This window comes from Pseudomonas lundensis, assembly GCF_001042985.1.
Taxonomy (GTDB): Bacteria; Pseudomonadota; Gammaproteobacteria; order Pseudomonadales; family Pseudomonadaceae; genus Aquipseudomonas; species Aquipseudomonas lundensis.
Window position 1 is genome coordinate 271152 of the sequence record NZ_JYKY01000001.1, and the last position, 18258, is coordinate 289409.

General features: G+C 57.2%; 19 protein-coding genes and 2 pseudogenes. 7 read left to right on the forward strand and 14 right to left on the reverse strand.

Annotated elements, in window-relative coordinates:
• Window positions 1-117 precede the first annotated feature (117 nt).
• From TU74_RS01230 to pdxH, 3 genes are all read left to right on the forward strand, one after another.
• The gene (locus tag TU74_RS01230) at window positions 118-1263 is read left to right on the forward strand and encodes a serine hydrolase domain-containing protein (protein ID WP_048374645.1); all 1146 of its coding nucleotides are present in this window, start codon (window positions 118-120) and stop codon (window positions 1261-1263) included.
• 109 nt (window positions 1264-1372) lie between these two features.
• Window positions 1373-2491 carry an OmpA family protein gene (locus tag TU74_RS01235; RefSeq protein WP_048374647.1) on the forward strand — a complete coding sequence of 373 codons (1119 nt, stop codon included), beginning with the start codon at window positions 1373-1375 and terminating at the stop codon, window positions 2489-2491.
• A 25-nt stretch (window positions 2492-2516) separates the two neighbouring features.
• On the forward strand, window positions 2517-3164 hold the full coding sequence (gene pdxH / locus TU74_RS01240; RefSeq protein WP_047278687.1) for a pyridoxamine 5'-phosphate oxidase: 648 nt from the start codon (window positions 2517-2519) through the stop codon (window positions 3162-3164).
• Here the strand turns inward: pdxH and TU74_RS23235 are convergent.
• Window positions 3112-3393, reverse strand: coding sequence for a 30S ribosomal protein S3 (locus TU74_RS23235; protein WP_080963764.1), 282 nt, complete (start codon window positions 3391-3393; stop codon window positions 3112-3114). The genes pdxH and TU74_RS23235 overlap by 53 nt on opposite strands.
• 185 nt (window positions 3394-3578) lie before the next feature.
• Here TU74_RS23235 and TU74_RS01245 point away from each other — a divergent pair, with 185 nt between their 5' ends.
• Complete coding sequence (locus TU74_RS01245; RefSeq protein WP_047274071.1) at window positions 3579-4043, forward strand: outer membrane lipoprotein; 465 nt, start codon at window positions 3579-3581, stop codon at window positions 4041-4043.
• 111 nt (window positions 4044-4154) lie between these two features.
• Here the strand turns inward: TU74_RS01245 and nhaA are convergent, their stop codons facing one another.
• From nhaA to TU74_RS23240, 4 genes and pseudogenes are all read right to left on the reverse strand, one after another.
• A complete protein-coding gene (gene nhaA, locus TU74_RS01250) occupies window positions 4155-5336 on the reverse strand; it encodes a Na+/H+ antiporter NhaA (protein WP_047274072.1) in 1182 nt (393 codons plus the stop codon).
• Window positions 5337-5626: 290 nt separating this feature from the next.
• Window positions 5627-7237 carry an NAD(P)/FAD-dependent oxidoreductase gene (locus TU74_RS01255; protein WP_047274074.1) on the reverse strand — a complete coding sequence of 537 codons (1611 nt, stop codon included), beginning with the start codon at window positions 7235-7237 and terminating at the stop codon, window positions 5627-5629.
• A 116-nt stretch (window positions 7238-7353) separates the two neighbouring features.
• Window positions 7354-8025, reverse strand: coding sequence for a COG3650 family protein (locus tag TU74_RS01260; RefSeq protein WP_048374650.1), 672 nt, complete (start codon window positions 8023-8025; stop codon window positions 7354-7356).
• 59 nt (window positions 8026-8084) lie between these two features.
• Window positions 8085-8243: pseudogene (locus tag TU74_RS23240) on the reverse strand (short chain dehydrogenase); the annotation flags it as partial.
• A gap of 194 nt (window positions 8244-8437) precedes the next feature.
• Here TU74_RS23240 and TU74_RS23245 point away from each other — a divergent pair.
• The 3 genes and pseudogenes from TU74_RS23245 (at window position 8438) to TU74_RS01270 (ending at window position 9917) form a co-directional block, all read left to right on the forward strand.
• Window positions 8438-8920, forward strand: a pseudogene (locus tag TU74_RS23245) (Hcp family type VI secretion system effector).
• Window positions 8921-9631: a DUF4225 domain-containing protein gene (locus TU74_RS01265; protein WP_048374653.1), complete on the forward strand. Its 711-nt coding sequence runs from the start codon at window positions 8921-8923 to the stop codon at window positions 9629-9631. It abuts the pseudogene before it with no gap.
• The gene (locus TU74_RS01270) at window positions 9624-9917 is read left to right on the forward strand and encodes a hypothetical protein (RefSeq protein WP_048374654.1); all 294 of its coding nucleotides are present in this window, start codon (window positions 9624-9626) and stop codon (window positions 9915-9917) included. The genes TU74_RS01265 and TU74_RS01270 overlap by 8 nt, the downstream gene beginning before the upstream one ends.
• Before the next feature lie 290 nt (window positions 9918-10207).
• Here TU74_RS01270 and TU74_RS01275 read toward each other — a convergent pair whose 3' ends face one another.
• From TU74_RS01275 to TU74_RS01315, 9 genes are all read right to left on the reverse strand, one after another.
• Entirely contained in the window at window positions 10208-10717 is a 510-nt protein-coding gene (locus TU74_RS01275) for a DoxX family protein (protein WP_048374656.1), read from the reverse strand.
• Window positions 10714-11490, reverse strand: a complete 777-nt coding sequence (locus TU74_RS01280) for an HvfC/BufC N-terminal domain-containing protein (RefSeq protein WP_048374658.1) — start codon at window positions 11488-11490, stop codon at window positions 10714-10716. Before TU74_RS01280 ends, TU74_RS01275 begins: the two co-directional genes overlap by 4 nt.
• Complete coding sequence (gene bufB, locus TU74_RS01285; protein WP_193077414.1) at window positions 11487-12371, reverse strand: MNIO family bufferin maturase; 885 nt, start codon at window positions 12369-12371, stop codon at window positions 11487-11489. Before bufB ends, TU74_RS01280 begins: the two co-directional genes overlap by 4 nt.
• A gap of 16 nt (window positions 12372-12387) precedes the next feature.
• Window positions 12388-12696 (reverse strand): BufA1 family periplasmic bufferin-type metallophore, encoded by a 309-nt coding sequence (locus TU74_RS01290; RefSeq protein WP_047292525.1) that lies wholly within the window; start codon window positions 12694-12696, stop codon window positions 12388-12390.
• Window positions 12697-12927: 231 nt separating this feature from the next.
• A complete protein-coding gene (locus tag TU74_RS01295) occupies window positions 12928-13629 on the reverse strand; it encodes an ABC transporter ATP-binding protein (protein ID WP_048374660.1) in 702 nt (233 codons plus the stop codon).
• Entirely contained in the window at window positions 13630-14397 is a 768-nt protein-coding gene (gene livG / locus TU74_RS01300; protein WP_048374662.1) for a high-affinity branched-chain amino acid ABC transporter ATP-binding protein LivG, read from the reverse strand.
• Complete coding sequence (locus TU74_RS01305; RefSeq protein WP_047274095.1) at window positions 14394-15650, reverse strand: high-affinity branched-chain amino acid ABC transporter permease LivM; 1257 nt, start codon at window positions 15648-15650, stop codon at window positions 14394-14396. Before TU74_RS01305 ends, livG begins: the two co-directional genes overlap by 4 nt.
• Complete coding sequence (gene livH / locus TU74_RS01310) at window positions 15647-16570, reverse strand: high-affinity branched-chain amino acid ABC transporter permease LivH (RefSeq protein WP_047274097.1); 924 nt, start codon at window positions 16568-16570, stop codon at window positions 15647-15649. Before livH ends, TU74_RS01305 begins: the two co-directional genes overlap by 4 nt.
• 248 nt (window positions 16571-16818) lie before the next feature.
• Window positions 16819-17940, reverse strand: a complete 1122-nt coding sequence (locus TU74_RS01315; RefSeq protein ID WP_048374663.1) for a branched-chain amino acid ABC transporter substrate-binding protein — start codon at window positions 17938-17940, stop codon at window positions 16819-16821.
• Window positions 17941-18258 lie beyond the last annotated feature (318 nt).

Consider the following 18258-nt stretch of genomic DNA (forward strand, 5'->3'; position numbering starts at 1 on the left):
CCCGATTTTTGAATGCTCAAAAATTGTGCGTTTAGATCCGTTTAGTCTGTTTCAAAATTTGATCGGGACTGGAACAATGCACGCCTTGTAGAGCCATGCGTGATCCAGGAGGGGCGGGTGCAGATTCAGGGTTTTCACGACCTTAAGTTCGAGGCGGTGCGTGAAGTATTCGCCGAGCTTTTCAACGATCCCCAAGAGCGTGGCGCCGCACTGTGTATTCAGGTCGGCGGTGAAACGGTCATAGACCTGTGGGGCGGTACGGCGGATAAAGACGGTGAACAGGCATGGCACACCGATACCATCGCCAATCTGTTTTCCTGTACCAAAACCTTCACTGCCGTGACGGCCTTGCAACTGGTGGAAGAGGGCAAGCTGGCGCTGGATGCCCCGGTGGTGCGTTATTGGCCGGAATTTGCCGCCGCCGGTAAAGAGTCCATCACCTTGCGTCACCTGCTGAGTCACCGGGCAGGCTTGCCTGCGTTGCGTGAGCCTATGCCGCCTCAGGCGCTGTACGAGTGGCAAACCATGGTGGATGCGCTGGCGGCTGAAGCGCCGTGGTGGACGCCGGGTGAAGGTCATGGCTATGCCGCCATCACGTATGGCTGGCTGCTGGGCGAATTGATACGCCGCGCCGATGGGCGCAGCCCGGGTCAATCGATCATGGCCCGTACGGCACTGCCGCTGGGGCTGGATTTCCACGTCGGGTTGGCGGATGACGAGTTTTACCGGGTCGCGCACATCGCTCGCAGCAAAGGCACGGTAGGTGATGCCTCTGCCCAGCGCTTGCTAAAGGCGATGATGAACGAGCCCACGTCCATGAGCACCCGGGCATTTACCAATCCACCGTCTATTATGACCAGCACCAATAAGCCGCAATGGCGTCGTATGGAGCAACCTGCGGCCAATGGCCATGGCAATGCCCGCAGCCTCGCCGGCTTTTACAACGGATTACTGGACGGCCAGTTGCTGGAGTCCGAAATGCTCGCCGAGTTGACCCGCGAGCACAGCGTTGGGGAAGACAAAACCCTGCGCACCCAAACACGCTTTGGACTGGGTTGCATGCTGGATCAGCCGCAAGTGGCGAACGCTACGTTTGGTCTGGGCGCCAAGGCCTTTGGCCACCCAGGAGCGGGCGGTTCCATCGGGTTTGCTGACCCGGAACGGGATGTGGCGTTTGGGTTTGTCACCAACACGCTGGGGCCCTATGTCTTGATGGATCCCCGTGCGCAAAAGCTGGTGCGGGTATTAGCAACCTGTTTGTAAGACTGTTTTGTAGGCCGTAGGTCGGATGCCTGTGGCTTTAATGCGCTTAATACGCTTTTTTATACGTATATCGCGTCCAATTATTTCTAATTCATTGTGTGGATATTCAATGTCATCTAATAAGACCCTTGCTCTGGCCCTCTGTCTGGCAATCACAGGTTGCGCACAAACTCCACAAAATGACGCTGAAGGCGGCCACAAATGGTGGCAGCTGGGCTCATCCGATCAAGCCGCAGCGCCGACCCCGGCTGACAAAGCCGATGCCCCGGCAGCCAAGCCGGCAGACAAAAAGAAGGCTGAGCCTGTCGTCGCCAAAACGGCTCCGGCCGCGACCGAGGCCAAAAAAGACAGCGATTCTAGCTGGTGGCCTTTTGGTTCGGACCGCGCGAAGAAAGACGAACCCGTCGCTAAAGAAAAAACGGTCGCCGCTGCTCCAGCGTCAAGAACCGAGAAAAACTGGTGGTGGCCGTTTGGTGGCACTGCTAAAGACGCCAAGCCGGTTGCAGCTCATGTCGTGCCGATGCCTGACCCTAAAGTGACCCAGGCCTGGCTGGACGAATATGAGCCACGCCTGCGTGCAGCGATTAAAGACACCAACCTGCAACTTGAACGTCGTGAAAGCCTGCTGGTGATCGTGGCGTCTGCGGACAGTGCGTTCAAACCGACGCGCCCGGATTTGTTGAAGCCGTCCATGCTCGGTCCGTTCACCCGCGTCGCCAAAGTGGTTGAAGGTGATCCGAAAACCGCTGTCCTGGTGCTCGGCCACGCTGACACCACGGGCGCAATGGCTGCCAACACCAAATTGAGCCTCGACCGTGCGCGTTCGGTTGCGGCGATTTTCCGCATGAGCGGCTTGCAGGCTAACCGCCTGACCTTGCGTGGCATGGGTTCGGTGATGCCGCGTGCGGCCAACGACAGCAACGAAGGTCGTGCATTGAACCGCCGTGTCGAAATCCTGATGACACCACAAAACACCATGCTGGCGCTGGTCAGCAAATACAGCCAGCCCGCCCTGTCGCCTGCTGAACTGGTCGCGGTACAGCCCGCCGTTGCCCCTTCCAAAGCCGTCACCGCTAAAAAAGCGGCGGCCCCGGCGAAAAAAGCCGTTGTAGCCAAGAAGTCCGCCCCGGCCAAAAAAGCGGTGAAGGCTGCTCCGACCAAGAAAGCCGTGGTTGCCAAAACCGCCGCAGCCAAAAAGGACGTGAGCAACACTCAAGCCAAAAACTGATTGGTTTGATGAACGGGAGGGCGGCATGACTCAAGCGCTGGCAGATATGCGACGTGACTACACCCGTGACGGACTCGCCGAGGCTCAGGCCCCGGCGGAGCCTTTCGCGCTGTTTCATCAATGGTTTGCAGACGCGGTTAAAACCGAGCAACCGCCGGTTGAAGCCAATGCCATGACCCTGGCAACGGTGGATGAAGACGGGCGTCCGCATTGCCGGGTGCTGCTGCTCAAAGGGCTGGATGCACAAGGTTTTACGTTCTTCACTAATTACACCAGCGCCAAGGGCCAGCAACTGGCGGCACGCCCTTTTGCGGCGATGACGTTTTTCTGGCCCACCCTGGAGCGTCAGGTGCGCATTGAAGGGCGTGTGGTCAAAGTGACGCCTGAAGAGTCGGACGCTTACTACCAGGTTCGCCCGCTGGGCAGCCGCATTGGGGCGTGGGCTTCGCCGCAAAGCCAGGTCATTTCAGGGCGTGAAGAACTGGCCGAACTGCTTCGTGTGACCCAGGAGCGTTTCACGGATACGCAGCCCCATTGCCCTGAGCATTGGGGCGGTTTCAGGTTGTTACCCGAGCGCATCGAGTTTTGGCAAGGCCGTCCCAGCCGCTTGCATGACCGCCTCAACTATCGGCTGTGTGGGACTGACTGGGCGCGCGAGCGTCTGGCGCCCTGACGGCATATTCGGACGCCGCGGCCTGCAACCACTGGGGCAAGTCGCGGCGTTTGATCTTCTGCTGGCGAGCCTCTTCCAGGCGTTGCAGCATAAACGTCCTGCGGGCCGGATCGTCACCTGCCAGCGACAACGCCAGATCCCTGTCCATCCAGCGTTTGATGCGCACATACAGCCACCAGTGGAAATACAGGCCGGCGGCTGTGGTGATGAAAATGATGAAATAGTCCATATCTGTCCTGTGTGAACGCAGCGTGACGAAGGATTACCCGCTACCCTTGCTTGACGTTTCGACCTGATTAAAGGCATTTATCTGGCTGTACAGCCGCTGAATAAAGGCCAGTTTTTCCGCACTCCGCCGTGACAGGGTGGTTGCAGCGGAGTTTAATGAATCCCTGATCTTTTGGAGTTGATCTAATGCGTAAGTCCGTACTGTTAATTGCTGCTTTTTCAACCATGACAGTCCTGTTGGGCGGCTGCACCTCCAACTTGACTGGCGACTCTTACTCGCGTGAAGAAGCGCGTCGCGTGCAGACAGTCCGCATGGGCACCATTGTTGCCCTGCGTCCGGTACAAATTGAAGGCACCAAAACCCCGATCGGCGCCGCAACCGGTGCTGTTGTGGGCGGGGTGGGCGGTAGCGCCATTGGTGGCGGTCGCGGCAGTATCGTGACAGCTGTGATTGGCGCAGTTGCAGGTGGTCTGCTGGGGTCGGCTGCTGAATCGGGCCTGACCAAAACCCAGGGTGTTGAAATCACTGTTCGTGAAGACGACGGCAGCACTCGTGCTTATGTGCAACAGGTTCAGCCGAACGAGATATTCCGTACCGGTGAGCGCGTTCGCATCATGACTGTTGATGGCACCAGCCGCGTAGCACACTAAGACCCGGCGCCAAAACAAAACCCCGGCCAGTGCGAACTGGCCGGGGTTTTTTTGTGTCTGCCCGGAGGCTACCTGAGGCGTTGGGCCTCAGGCAGCAACGGCTGATGCAGATCAGATGGCTGTCGGTTTGCGGCTCGCCATGGCAGTCACGGCATAACCGATCAACGCTGCCAGAATCGAACCGGTGAGGATCCCCATGCGGTCCATGCCGACGTACTCACTGCTGCCGGCCACAAACGCCAGAGAGCCAACAAACAGGCTCATGGTGAAGCCGATGCCGCACAGGATGGCCACGCCAAACACTTGCCCCCAGTTTGCGCCTGCTGGCAGCGCTGCCATACCGGTTTTGATGGCGATCCAGGTCAGGCCGAATACACCCACGGTTTTACCGATCAGCAAGCCTGCGGCAATCCCCATTGGCACGTGGCTGACGAAGTTGTGCAGAGTAATGCCCGCCAACGACACGCCCGCATTGGCGAAGGCAAACAACGGCAAGATCCCGTATGCCACCCACGGGTGCAATGCATGCTCAATGGTCATGAGCGGCGAGGGCTCGGAGTTCTTGGTGCGCAACGGGATGCAGAACGCCAGTGTGACGCCCGCCAGCGTGGCGTGAACGCCGCTTTTAAGCACACACACCCACAGAATCAGGCCGACAATCATGTACGGCGCGACCTTCACCACGCCCATGCGGTTCATGAGGATGAGCACCAGCAGGCACGCAGCGGCCAGAATCAGGGACAGGCCCGACAGTTCGCTGGAATAGAACAGGGCAATCACCACAATCGCGCCCAAGTCATCGATGATCGCCAGCGTCATCAAGAATAGCTTGAGCGACACCGGAACCCGCTTGCCCAGCAGCGCCAGGACACCCAGCGCGAACGCGATGTCGGTGGCCATGGGAATTGCCCATCCGCCCAGCGCATCCGGGTAGTCCTTGTTGATGAACCAGTAGATCAGCGCGGGCACCACCATGCCACCAATCGCTGCGGCACCGGGCAGCACCACCTGCGATGGCTTGGACAACTGGCCTTCCAGCAGCTCGCGTTTGACTTCCAGGCCGATCAGCAGGAAAAACAACGCCATGAGGCCGTCGTTGATCCACAGCAGCGAAGGTTTGGCAATTTGCAGGGCGCCGATTTGCACGGCCACGGGCGCGTCCAGAAAGGCGGTGTAGAAGTGTGAAAGCGGTGAGTTGTTAATGATCAAAGCCAGAGCGGCTGCGGCAATCAACAGCAGACCGCTGGCAGCTTCCAACTGAAAGAAACGAGTGAAAGTGCTACGCAGAGGCAAGGTCGCTCTCCATCGGTGAGTGAAAGGGTGCAACACCCTAACCTGAGAGGTTAGTTGTTAAAACAAAAACTATATTCTTTTTTGTTATAAGCGGGCGCGCGAAATCACACCGCTCAAAAGCCTAGCAGTTGTGTATCAAAGTGAGTCGCGAATTAGCCGTAAAAGCCCGAGGAAAAGGGCTCAAACAGTTGAAGGAAAATGCTATCGCCAAGTGGCGATAGGGCCTGAGGCCCCTTGTTTTTGATGGCTCGCGCAGAACTGTTGTGCAGTCTGTGCGAGCCATGCCTGGTTTAAGCGTCGATGCCCAGCAAATCGCGGGCGACCGCTTCAGCGATGCGGATACCGTCCACCCCTGCCGACAGAATGCCGCCTGCATAACCGGCGCCTTCACCTGCCGGGTACAGGCCTTTGACGTTGAGGCTTTGCATCGAGGCGTCGCGGGTCATGCGCAAGGGCGATGAGGTGCGAGTCTCGATCCCGGTCAGGATCGCGTCATGCATCGAGAAGCCTTTGATTTGCTTCTCGAACGCTGGCAAGGCTTCGCGGATGGCTTCGATGGCGTAATCCGGCAAGGCCAGCGCCAGGTCACCCAGCGAAACGCCCGGCTTGTACGACGGTTCGACGCTGCCCAGCGCGGTGGAGGGTTTGCCGGCAATAAAATCGCCAACCAGCTGTGCCGGTGCTTCGTACGTGCTGCCGCCCAGCACGTACGCGTGGGCTTCGAGGCGCTCCTGCAGCTCGATACCGGCCAATGGTCCGCCCGGGTAGTCTTCGGGGGTGATGCCGACGACGATGCCAGAGTTGGCATTGCGTTCGTTACGCGAGTACTGGCTCATGCCGTTGGTCACTACACGGCCGGGTTCGCTAGTGGCTGCCACGACCGTACCGCCAGGGCACATGCAGAAGCTGTAGACCGAACGCCCGTTTTTGGCGTGGTGCACCAGTTTATAGTCGGCTGCGCCCAGCTTCGGGTGCCCGGCATATTTGCCCAGGCGTGCGCTGTCGATCAGCGATTGCGGGTGTTCGATGCGGAAACCGACCGAGAACGGCTTGGCTTCCATGTACACACCGCGCCCGTGCAGCATACGGAAGGTGTCACGGGCACTGTGGCCCAGCGCCATGATGACGTGGCGTGCGTTCAATTGCTCGCCATCGGCCAGTATCACGCCGGTCAATTGGCCGTTGTCGATCAACACGTCGGTTACGCGCTGCTGGAAGCGAACTTCGCCGCCCAAGGCCTCGATCTGCTGACGCATGTTTTCCACGACGCCCGTCAGACGGAACGTCCCGATATGCGGCTTGCTGACGTAGAGAATTTCTTCAGGCGCACCGGCTTTCACGAACTCGTGCAGCACTTTACGGCCGTGGTGCTGCGGGTCTTTGATCTGGCTGTACAGTTTGCCATCAGAGAACGTACCGGCACCGCCCTCACCAAACTGCACGTTGGATTCGGGGTTCAGCACGTTTTTACGCCACAGTCCCCATGTGTCTTTAGTGCGCTGACGCACTTCCGGGCCACGCTCAAGAATGATGGGCTTGAACCCCATCTGAGCCAGCAACAGGCCAGCAAAAATGCCGCACGGACCGAAGCCGACCACAATCGGGCGTTCGCTCAGATCCTGTGGGGCCTGACCGACTACCTTGTAGCTGACGTCCGGTGCAGGGTTGACGTTGCGGTCATCGGCAAATTTGAGCAGCAACGGCGCTTCATCACGCACCGACAGGTCGATGGTGTAGATAAAGCACAGTTCGGAGGTTTTTTTGCGCGCGTCGTAGCTGCGCTTGAACAAGGTGAAATCGAGCAGGTCATCATCGGCGATGCCCAGGCGCTGCACGATGGCAGGGCGCAGGTCTTCTTCGGGATGGTCGATTGGCAACTTGAGTTCGGTAATTCGTAACATGACGGTGGTCCAGTATTGGGGCCAGGTTTACCCCGGCAGCCATAGACCGGCGATTATAGGCTGCTTCGGGGTAAATCCGTCAGGCTTAAACGGCAATGTTCAGTAACAGTCGTCGATTAGTCGTTGCGCGCGCCACCGAAATAGCCGCAACCGCGCTGCACCTGCCCGTTGACCCGCAGCTCGGCGCCTAAATGTTGCACGCTGCCATTAGTACTGTCGGTGCAACGTTGCGGGGCCACCCACAGTTCAATGCGTTGGTGGTTGGCTTCGGTGGACAGGTAAAAGCGCCCGTCACCGACTTGCTCTTCCACATACGGCAGCGCCAGGGGCGGTTGGCCTTCACGGGTCAACTCCAGGCCCTTACTGCCCGCACGGACGTCCCACGCCGGGCCGTTGCCGTTGGCATGCACGGTCAGTTGCTTGAAATTCGGGTCTTGGCAGGCCGTACTGCTGCGCTCAAGACGATAGAGCTGTTTGACGTTGACCTCGCCATTCGAACCGGCGGTTTTACTGGCGATAAATTGGCCGCGAATGTCCGCGAACAGGGCCTCGGGCTTGATGGGCATGTCGGCGGCATCTTGTACGAGCGTGGTGTTTTCGCTGTCACGCACCACGTAACGCTGTTGTCCGACACAGGGCTGGAAGACCAGCTCACCGTCGGTCGAAACCAACTGGCCTTGCAGACGCGACAAACCCGCATGGCTGTCCACGGGTTTGCTGTTGAACAATTGGCAGCCCGCGAATACGGGGAGCAGGGCGACTAAAACTAAGGAACGGGCAGCACGCATCTTCGGGTCTCCTGACAAGTGCCGCCACGTTACTCAGGCTCGCCTGCCATCACAAGTGTTTAGCCGACCTGATACGTCTGGCCGGTGTGCAAACCTTCAACACTTTTTGCGTAGGCCAGTGCCACCTCCGCGGCCGGAACCGGTTTGAACCCGCGCAAGAAAGGAGCGTAATGATCCATGGCTTCTTCCAGTACGGTGGGGCTGACCGAGTTCACACGTTGATAGCGGCGGCTTTTGCGAAACCGCCTTGACACGGTACAGGGGGGGGGCTTTGCAGATCACCCCTTCTGAACAGGGATTTATTGGGTGGCACTGCTCTTGAATACACCACTTTTTATATTTCGGAGAAGTCCTACACGTCGCCTTAAGCCCTTGAATTAGCCTGTTCAGCTTATTTAAAGGAGTGGCGTGAATGGCTAACCAAGGTTACATGACCATTATCGGCAAGGCGCAAGGCCTTATTTCGGCGGGGTGTTCAACTCAATAATCGATTGGCAATAAATGCCAGTCTGCACACGCCGATGAAATTATGGTGCTTTCTTACAATCACAATATGGCCAATTTTGGGAATATTGACAGGCCAACACATAAACCCATTCTGATTACAAAGAACGTTGATAAATCGTCGCCTTTACTCGCTCAAGCGCTCTCCAGTAGAGAGGAAATAAACGGCGTTATTCACTTTTATCGCATTTCTTCATTTGGATTGCAGGAAAAATTTTACACCGTTGAAATCAAAGGCGGTGTTGTTGTCGATCTCACACTCGATATGCCCCATGCCGTTTTACAAAATGACTTCGAGCCCCAAGAGCATCTTGCAATTCGATACCGCTACATTACTTGGACTCACCATTTGGCAGGGACCAGTGGGTACAGTTCATGGGGAGATGAGTAAATGAGCCCTTCAAAGGATGGCTGTTTTCCTGACAGTTGCGATTATTGGGTCGTCAGTCAGGCCGCGGCGAATTTGGCAAAACAAGCCTGCACACTTGGCGCTCGTCACATTCAAGATGGCACACTGCGTATTCAATTCAATCGGGAGGTACGAGGTATTGTTAATGATGTTGCTTTGGGAAATAAGAGCCCTGAGGAGGGTCTGCAGGACATAAAAAATGAACAGAGCAGCCTCCTTAGTCAATCATTGGAAGTCGCTCAAAAAGGTGTTGCCGCAATCGCAGGTGCACTTCAGATCGCTGCGGGTGCCGGGATGTGCTATGCCTCAGCTGGTACGCTCTGTGTCTTTGCTGGAGGACCGTTGATGGCTCATGGGGCCAACAATGTGTATGAAAACGGGCGAAATTTATGGGAAGGACGCTCTGATACACAGGGGCCACTTAGAAAGGGGTATCAGAAGCTGGCTAGCCTAATGGGGGGCAGCGCTTTCGAGGGTGATATAGCTTACGGGACTTTGGAGTTGGGACTTTCCGCCTACGGCGTCGGTCGGTTGGTATTAAAGCCTGATGCATGGCGCTTGTTCAGGTATGTGCGCACCGATTATGTGCGAGGGTATGAAAATGCGAGTAAAACGGCTTTGTCATTTGAAATGTTATCGAATGGCGTGACAATAGAATCTATGTACTCGGGTGCCAGAGATAATGATGAATAACGCGCTCCTGGTGTCGATGCTCTATTTGTTTGCTTCGGTTGTTGTTTTTTTGGTTTTTTTTGCGACGTCCAGAGCGATATCGGGGCGAAGGTTTAAAGTGGCCCGGTTCTGGTTGTTTTTTGTACTGGCCATGTTTTGGGGGATGGTTCAATTAAATGTAGCGCGCCATGGTTATATTTATTTCTTTCCTTCTTCCAAGGTCATTATTGAAGGTGACTATATCGTCCGATGGGTCGCATTTATAAGTGCTGTGCTTCAAGCCGTTTGCATCCCAAGTCGAGAATAACCTCGGCGTTTTTTGTCTCAAAAATAGACGTGTACCTAAAGCGTTGTGCGTGAATGTCGACGTCTTGCTGACATCATGGGCTCTTGGTTATGCCCTGTGGACGGTGTTTGTCGCCGCCAACATTAATTCGGTGGCCGCTTGTAATTTATTCTCCCCCCCCTATGCCAGCATGCTCAATACCGACCGGTCTGATGCGCTTGTGCAGTGCGTTTGCGTCATGACCTCAAGCGCACGCACTTATGGGGGGATTACCTCATGAGTTGGTTTCAACGCACTGCGTCGACCTGCGATCAGCCTTGACGATAACGGCGCGCCAGCCAGTGGTCGATGGAAAGGGTGCCCGGTCCCCGCGCCATCAGGTACAGCAAAATCGTGGCCCACGTCCCGTGCGTGGCGTAGGCATCGGGGTAAACGAACAGTTGAATGGTCAGGGTCATGCCCAGCAGCGCCAACGCTGAAAAGCGGGTCGCCAGGCCCACCAAAATCAGCACGGGGAACAGGTGTTCGCAAACGGTCGCCGCGTAAGCGGCGAACTCCGCAGGCAGCAGTGGCACCTTGTACTCGTGGCTGAACAAGTACAGGGCTGAGTCGGCCAGGTGCGGGGTGCCCCACTCGAACGTGCCGGACACGAAGTCCAGTGCAAAGCCCTCGACCTTGGTTTGCCCGGACTGCCAGAACACGGCGGCGATGGAGAAGCGCGCGATGAACGCTATCAGGGAGTGGGGAATGCGTTGCAGAGCCTGCGTTGTACTGGCCACAAAATGACCTAACGTGCAGGCATAACCTGTCAATGTGCTCATGGCCTTACCTCGTGGACGGACTGCACGTCAGTGATTGCGCCTTTGCTGATGAGCAGCGCCAGGCACTGGCTCAAGTCAAACTCTGGGTCGGCTTGCAGGGCGTAGTCAGTAGCTTGCCCAAGAGGGCAGCGGGTTTTCAAAAGTCGAATAAACGCCACGCAGCCTGAGCTGACGGCGAACACTTCCACGTTCAGACCATGGCGCAGCACCAACGCGCTTTGCGGGTGACGCGGGTCCAGGCCCTGAAGTTGCCCGTCTTGTGTGTGGGCGATCCACAAGGCGGCCACGGCATACGCAGAGTGCAAGGTGGCGACGCTTGGGTGCAGGGTCATGCGCAGGTGTTCAAGCGTCTCGGGTGTGGCCACTGCGCGCGCGAGTATGTGCGGGTTCAGGGGCAGGGCATCGGCGGCGTGATACGCCTGCACGCAGAGCCATTCCAGACGTGCGACATCTGCCAGGTACGGCAGGCTGTTGGCCGGAGCAAAGCCTTGAATGAAGTCCGGGAAGCCACGACCGTAGCGGCTCATGACCGGATGGTCTGGCGGGTTTTTCTGCACAAACACGTGGGCCATGCCATGGAAAAACGTTTCGCCCACCCATTGGGCGACCACCGGAAAACTGCTGCCCAACGCGTTGATCAAACCGCTCTGTACGTTGTTTCGGTACACGGAAAACCGGCTCGCCGCATCACTGCCCTCCGGGCAGATCACGCCCTGCGGGCAACTCGGCTGCGGATCGAACAGGGCGGCGCTGAAGGCTTGTTGCAGGGTCATAAGCGCACCTTTGAGGTCTGTAGACAGTGATCAGCGCGCTGCGCGTCGATGAGCAGCTCGCTCAAGGCGGGGACGTGATTGTCCCGTTCAATCAGCGTCGCCATGGGACCGATCCGCATGAGTACCTGCTGATAAAGGGCCCAGACGGCGTCATCCACGGCTGAACCATGGTTGTCGATCAGCAGGCGCTGACCCTGGCTGTCGGTATCTTCAGCAAAACCTGCCAGATGAAGTTCGCCGACGGCTTGTAATGGCAGGGCCTCGATGTAGGTCATGGGATCGCGGCGATGATTGATGCAGGACACGTACACATTGTTCACATCCAGCAACAGGCCACAGCCGGTGCGCTGGATCACGTGTTGAATAAACGCGGCCTCGTCGTAATCGGCCTGATCGAACTCGACGTAGGTCGCCGGATTTTCCAGCAGCATGGGCCGTCGCAGGGTGTTTTGTACCTGATCGATATGCTCACAGACGCGCGTCAACGTCGCGTCGTCATAACGCAGAGGCAACAGGTCATTGAGAAACCACGGACCGTGTGTGGACCAGGCCAGATGTTCAGAGAATTGTTCAGGCTGATAGCGGTCGAGCAGGGTGCGCAAGCGCAACACATGTGCTTGATCCAGCGGTCCGTCGCTGCCAATGGACAGGCCAACACCGTGGATCGATAGCGGGTAGTGTTCTCGAATCAAGCTCAAGTAGTGGTGAAAAGGGCCTCCGTCGACCATGTAGTTTTCGGCATGGACTTCGAAGAACCCGACATCGGGTCGGGTCTCCAGAACGTCCTGGAAGTGCTCGGCCTTGAGCCCCAGCCCCGCACGTGGCGAAAGCTGGGGCGCACGAGGCGCGATGAGCGAAGCAGTCGGGCTGTGCATCATCATGGCTCGATGACGATTGTCAGGATTTGGCGGTATAAGCAGTCAACTGACCGAAGCCGGTCGGTGATGTGCTGCTGACAGTGCTCTCGCATGTGCCTTTAGGGACGAGTTTCCAGGCGTTGGCCTGATGGTCGGTTTTGGCTGTGCCCGCGCAGGTGGTGCCAGCGCCAGCGGCGCAATCGTTCTTGCCAGCCATGGCAACACCGAAGCATTTTTCCATGTCGCCCGACGCGAATGCGGTGGAGGGCAGGGCGGCCATGCTCAAGGCTGAACCCAGGGCCAGCGCCAAGGCGGTGGCGGACACAGTGCGAGTGGTTAGGTTAGACATGGTGATTCTCCGAGGTTGAGTTTTTAGTGTGGCCAGCGCGTTATGGCGACCGGCTTACCCCACTAGAGAGGCGACCTCGGGTTTTGTTACAGATGAGTCGAAAAAAATAAATGGCGTGGCTGGGGCGGGTGGAGTCGATGCTGAAACGCCGCGCTGCGCCTGTGCAACCGTGTTAAACCGCTGCGCAAAAAAAAACGGCCCCGAAGGGCCGCTCTCGTGTCACAGGCAGGCTTAGCCGCCGAGGTAGGCGTCGCGCACTTTTGGATCGCAGAGCAACTGCTCGCCCGTGCCTTGCATGACCACCCGGCCGTTCTCCAGCACGTAGGCGCGGTCGGCAATTTTCAGGGCCTGGTTGGCGTTTTGTTCCACCAGAAACACCGTCACACCTTCTTTGCGCAGTTGTTCGATGATGTCGAAAATCTGCTGAATGATGATCGGTGCCAGCCCCAGTGACGGCTCATCCAGCAACAACAGCTTGGGTTTGCTCATCAGCGCCCGGCCAATGGCAAGCATTTGCTGTTCGCCACCGGACATGGTGCCGCCACGTTGGGTGAAACGCTCTTTGAGCCGCGGGAAAAGGTGCAGCACCTTGTCCATTTGCTCCTGGTACTCGTGCTTGTCGGTAAAAAAACCGCCCATGGCGAGGTTTTCTTCGACGGTCAGCCGAGCAAAGACACGACGTCCTTCAGGGACCACGGCGATGCTCTTGCGCATGATCTGCGCCGAACTTAACCCCACCAGTTCTTCGTCCAAGTAACGAATACTGCCGCTGTGAGCCTGTGGCGAACCGCACAGGGTCATCATCAACGTGGATTTCCCCGCACCGTTGGCGCCGATCAGGGTCACGATTTCTCCCTGACGGACCTCGACGTTGACGCTGTGCAATGCCTGAATCTTGCCGTAGAAGGTTGAAACGTTTTCGAATTGCAGCATTTACGCTTCCCCCAAATAGGCTTTGATCACGTCAGGGTTGTCGCGGATCTGTTCCGGTGTGCCGTCGGCCAACGGCGCACCCTGATTGATGACCACGATGTGGTCAGAGATGCTCATCACCAGTTTCATGTCGTGCTCAATCAGCAACACCGTGGCGTTGTGCTCTTCACGCAGTACGCCGATGAGCGCCTTGAGGTCGTCGGTTTCCTTGGGGTTCAAGCCGGCGGCGGGTTCGTCGAGCATGAGGATGCGCGGGCGCGTCATCATGCAGCGGGCGATTTCCAGACGCCGTTGCTGGCCATAAGCCAAAGTGCCCGCCGGGCGGTTGGCGAACTCGGTCAGGTTGACCTTGTCCAGCCAGTACGCAGCGTACTCCATGGCGTCATGTTCGCTTTTACGAAAGGCTGGCGTTTTGAACAAGCCCGCCAGGAAATTGGTGTTGAGGTGGCGATGTTGAGCGATCAGCAAGTTCTCGACAGCCGTCATGTCCTTGAACAGGCGCACGTTCTGGAAGGTGCGCACCACGCCTTTGCGGGCAATTTCGTGACCGGGCAGGCCTTCAATCGCCTGGCCATCGAGCAAAATGCTTCCGGCCGAAGGCTTGTAGAACCCGGTCAGGCAGTTAAAGACGGTGGTTTTACCCGCCCCGTTGGGGCCGATCATGGAAACCACCTGTTTTTCCTTCACGGTCAGGCCCACGCCGTTGACCGCCAACAAGCCGCCAAAGCGCATGCTCAGGCCGCTGACTTTCAGTATCTCGCGGCTCATTTTCGCAGCTCCAGGTGAGGACGTTGCATCGGTAGCAGACCTTGCGGACGCCAGATCATCATCAGCACCATCAGGGCGCCGAACAGCAACATCCGGTATTCACTGAAGTCTCGCATCATTTCCGGGAGCAGAATCATCACCACGGCAGCCAGAATCACGCCCAACTGCGAACCCATACCGCCGAGCACAACGATGGCCAGAATGATCGCCGACTCCAGGAAGGTGAACGATTCGGGGGTCACCAGCCCTTGGCGGGCCGCAAAAAAGCTACCGGCAAACCCGGCGAATGTTGCGCCCAGGGTGAAGGCCGAAAGTTTGATGACGGTAGGGTTCAAGCCCAGTGCCCGGCAGGCGATTTCGTCCTCACGCAGGGCTTCCCAGGCCCGGCCGATCGGCATGCGCAGCAAACGGTTGATCACGAACAGCACCAGCAGCACCAGCAGTAACGCGATCAGGTACAGGAAAATAACCTTGTTGATCGAGTTATAGGGGATGCCGAAGTATTCGTGGAATGTCTGCATCCCCTCGGCAGCGGTGCGGTCGAAACTCAATCCGAACAGCGTGGGCTTAGGGATGTTGCTGATGCCGTTGGGGCCGCCGGTGATGTCGGTCAGGTTACGCAGGAACAGGCGAATGATCTCGCCAAAGCCCAGGGTCACAATGGCCAGATAGTCACCCCGCAAACGCAAGACCGGGAACCCCAGCAAAAAGCCGAAGGTGGCAGCCATCAGGCCCGCCAGTGGCAGGCACACCCAGAAGCTGAAGCCAAAAAAGTGCGACAGCAACGCGTAGGTGTAAGCGCCGACGGCATAAAAGCCGACATAACCCAAGTCCAGCAAGCCCGCGAGCCCCACCACGATGTTCAGGCCAAGGCCCAGCATCACGTAGATCAGGATCAGGGTCGCAATGTCCACCGCGCCACGCGAGCCATAGAACGGCCACACCAGTGCCACTACCACCAGACCGAGGATGATCCAGCGCTGAGTGCTGGGCAATGTCAGAAAGTTAGTGGCTTTGGCAGGGACTTTCGGCAGGTTGGGCGACGCTTTCCAGGCTGCGCTCAATTGCTGGTTGAACAACACGCGCACAAACATCAGCAACGAACAGAGGGCGATCACGCTGAGCGTGAAGGTGCTGGTGTTGTGAACTTCGATGTTGATGCCGACGATGGTCAGTTTCAGACCCAGTACCGGGTAGGCCACAGCCCAGACCAACAGGGCGCTGAAGAACGCCGATTTAAGATTCCTAGTCATACTTTTTCGATCTCCGGACGCCCCAGAATGCCGGTCGGACGGAACAACAGCACCAATACCAGCAGGCCAAACGCCACAACGTCTTTGTATTGGTCGCCGAAAATATCAGCGCCAAAGGCTTCAGCTACCCCCAGTACCAGCCCGCCCAGCATGGCGCCAGGAATGCTGCCGATACCCCCCAGCACGGCGGCGGTAAAGGCTTTTAGCCCCACCAGAAAACCGGCGTTGGGGTTGATCACACCGTATTGCACGCTGATCAGAACCGCCGCGACGGCGGCCAGAGCAGCACCAATCACAAAGGTCAGCGCAATCACGTTGTTGGTATTGATGCCCAGCAGGTTGGCCATCTTCATGTCTTCGGCACAGGCGCGGCAGGCGCGGCCCAAGCGTGAACGGGAGATGAACAGCGTCAGGCCCAGCATGGCCAGGAAGGTGACGATGAAGACCACAATCTGCATGTAGGAAATAACCACTTCGCTCGCGCCACCCGGCCCGAAGGTGAAGCCTCCCGGAATCAGGTTCGGGATGGATTTGTCTTTTGAGTCCTGTGACAAGAGCACCATGTTTTGCAGGAAGATCGACATACCAATGGCAGAGATCAAAGGGATCAGGCGATTGCTGCCGCGCAACGGACGGTAGGCAACCCGTTCGATGCTGTAGCCGTAGGCACTGGTCACCACAATGCTGGCGAGGAACGCTGCCGTCATCAGCAACGGCACGCTGTCCAGCCCCATCATGGTCAGTCCGGCAATGGCGATAAACGCGATGTAGGAACCAATCATGTACACCTCGCCGTGGGCGAAGTTGATCATTCCAATAATGCCGTACACCATCGTGTAGCCGATGGCGATGAGGGCATAGGTGCTGCCAACGTTGAGGCCGTTAACCAGCATTTGGAAAAAGTGATAGATGTCAGGCATTACCAAGCTCCTAAAAACCTGAGACGCATTTCACTGGTGGAGTCATTTTCCGGACTTGGCGGTGCGGATTTGCATCCACTTGGCGCACAAGCCTTCTCCCAGCGAACCGCTGGTGACGGTTTTAAAGATTTTCAGGTGGACAGGCTTTCGGATCACGAAAACGCAGCCCCAATTCAGTCCAACGAACGTCCGTAAAACAAAGCCCACCGCTGTGCAGTGGGCTTCGTTGTCAGATCAACACGCGGCCCTTATTGAGGGCTGACTTCGGTTTTAGGTTTGCCGAAATGCCATTCGTAGACGACGAATTTGAAGTTCTTCACGTCGCCTTTCTCGTCGAAGGTCAACTCGCCGGTAGGGGTTTTGAAAGAACCTTTGTGGATGGCTTCTGCCACTTTGGCCGGGTCTTCGCTCTTGGCTTGCGCGATACCTTGCGCAATTACTTCTACAGCCGCGTAGGCCGGAAATACGAACGGGCCGCTGGGGTCTTGTTTCTTGGCAGCGAAAGCTTCAACCAATGGCTGGTTTGCCGGGTCCTTGTCGAATGCTTGCGGCAGGGTTACCAGCAGCCCTTCGGAAGCGCTCTGAGCGATTTGCGAGATAGAGTCATTACCCACGCCTTCAGGGCCCATGAACTTGGCGTTCAGGCCTTTTTCTTTAGTCTGACGCAGGATCAACCCCAGTTCCGGGTGGTAACCACCGTAGTAAACGAAATCGACATTGGCTTGCTTGAGCTTGGCAATAACCGAGGAGTAGTCTTTTTCGCCAGCGTTGACGCCTTCAAAGACAGCGACCTTGACGCCTTTGTCTTCCAGGGTCTTTTTAACGGCGGTGGCGATGCCTTCACCGTATTGCTGTTTGTCGTGCAATACCGCGACGACTTTCGGCTTAACGTGATCCGCGATGTAGTTACCGGCAGCAGGGCCTTGGGCGCTGTCCAGACCGATGGTGCGGAAGATCATTTTGTAACCGCGAGCGGTGATTTCCGGGCCGGTGGCGGCCGGGGTAATCATGATGATGCCTTCGTCTTCGTAAATGTCCGAAGCTGGCTGAGTTGAGCTGGAGCACAGGTGACCGACTACAAATTTGATGCCGTCATTGACGACTTTGTTGGCAACGGCAACCGCTTGTTTCGGGTCGCAGGCGTCATCGTAATCAACCGCTTCAAGCTTTTTGCCATCAACACCGCCCTTGGCGTTGATTTGTTCGATGGCCATCTTGGCGCCCGAGAACTGCATGTCGCCATACTGGGTCAGAGGGCCGGTCTTGGCGCCGGCAATACCGATCTTGATGGTGTCTGCGGCAAACGAATGGCTGGCAACGCCGGCCAACACCATAGCGGCAAACAGTTTAGTCATATGCTTAATAGCCATCTTTATTGTTGCTCCACTCTTCTGTTGTAATTTTTATAGTCCTGGAAGCCAAGGCAGCCGGACCGGGTCTGTTTCTGAGCGAAAATCCCGGCCAATCCCCCCCTGCAACTGTACCGGTACAGTGTAGAGCGGCCCTTCAGCGATTGAATAGCGGGCTGAAGAGGGAAAAACCGAGAAATGTCGCCTAAACGAAAGACAGAGACAGAATGGCGGCGAAATGGCAGGGGCTTTATTAACAGGATGTTGCTGTCGTGCCCCCGCATGCCTCGTCCCCGTCGCTTTCTTCGTGCTCCCACCTGAATCCGGGTTTTTCTACCA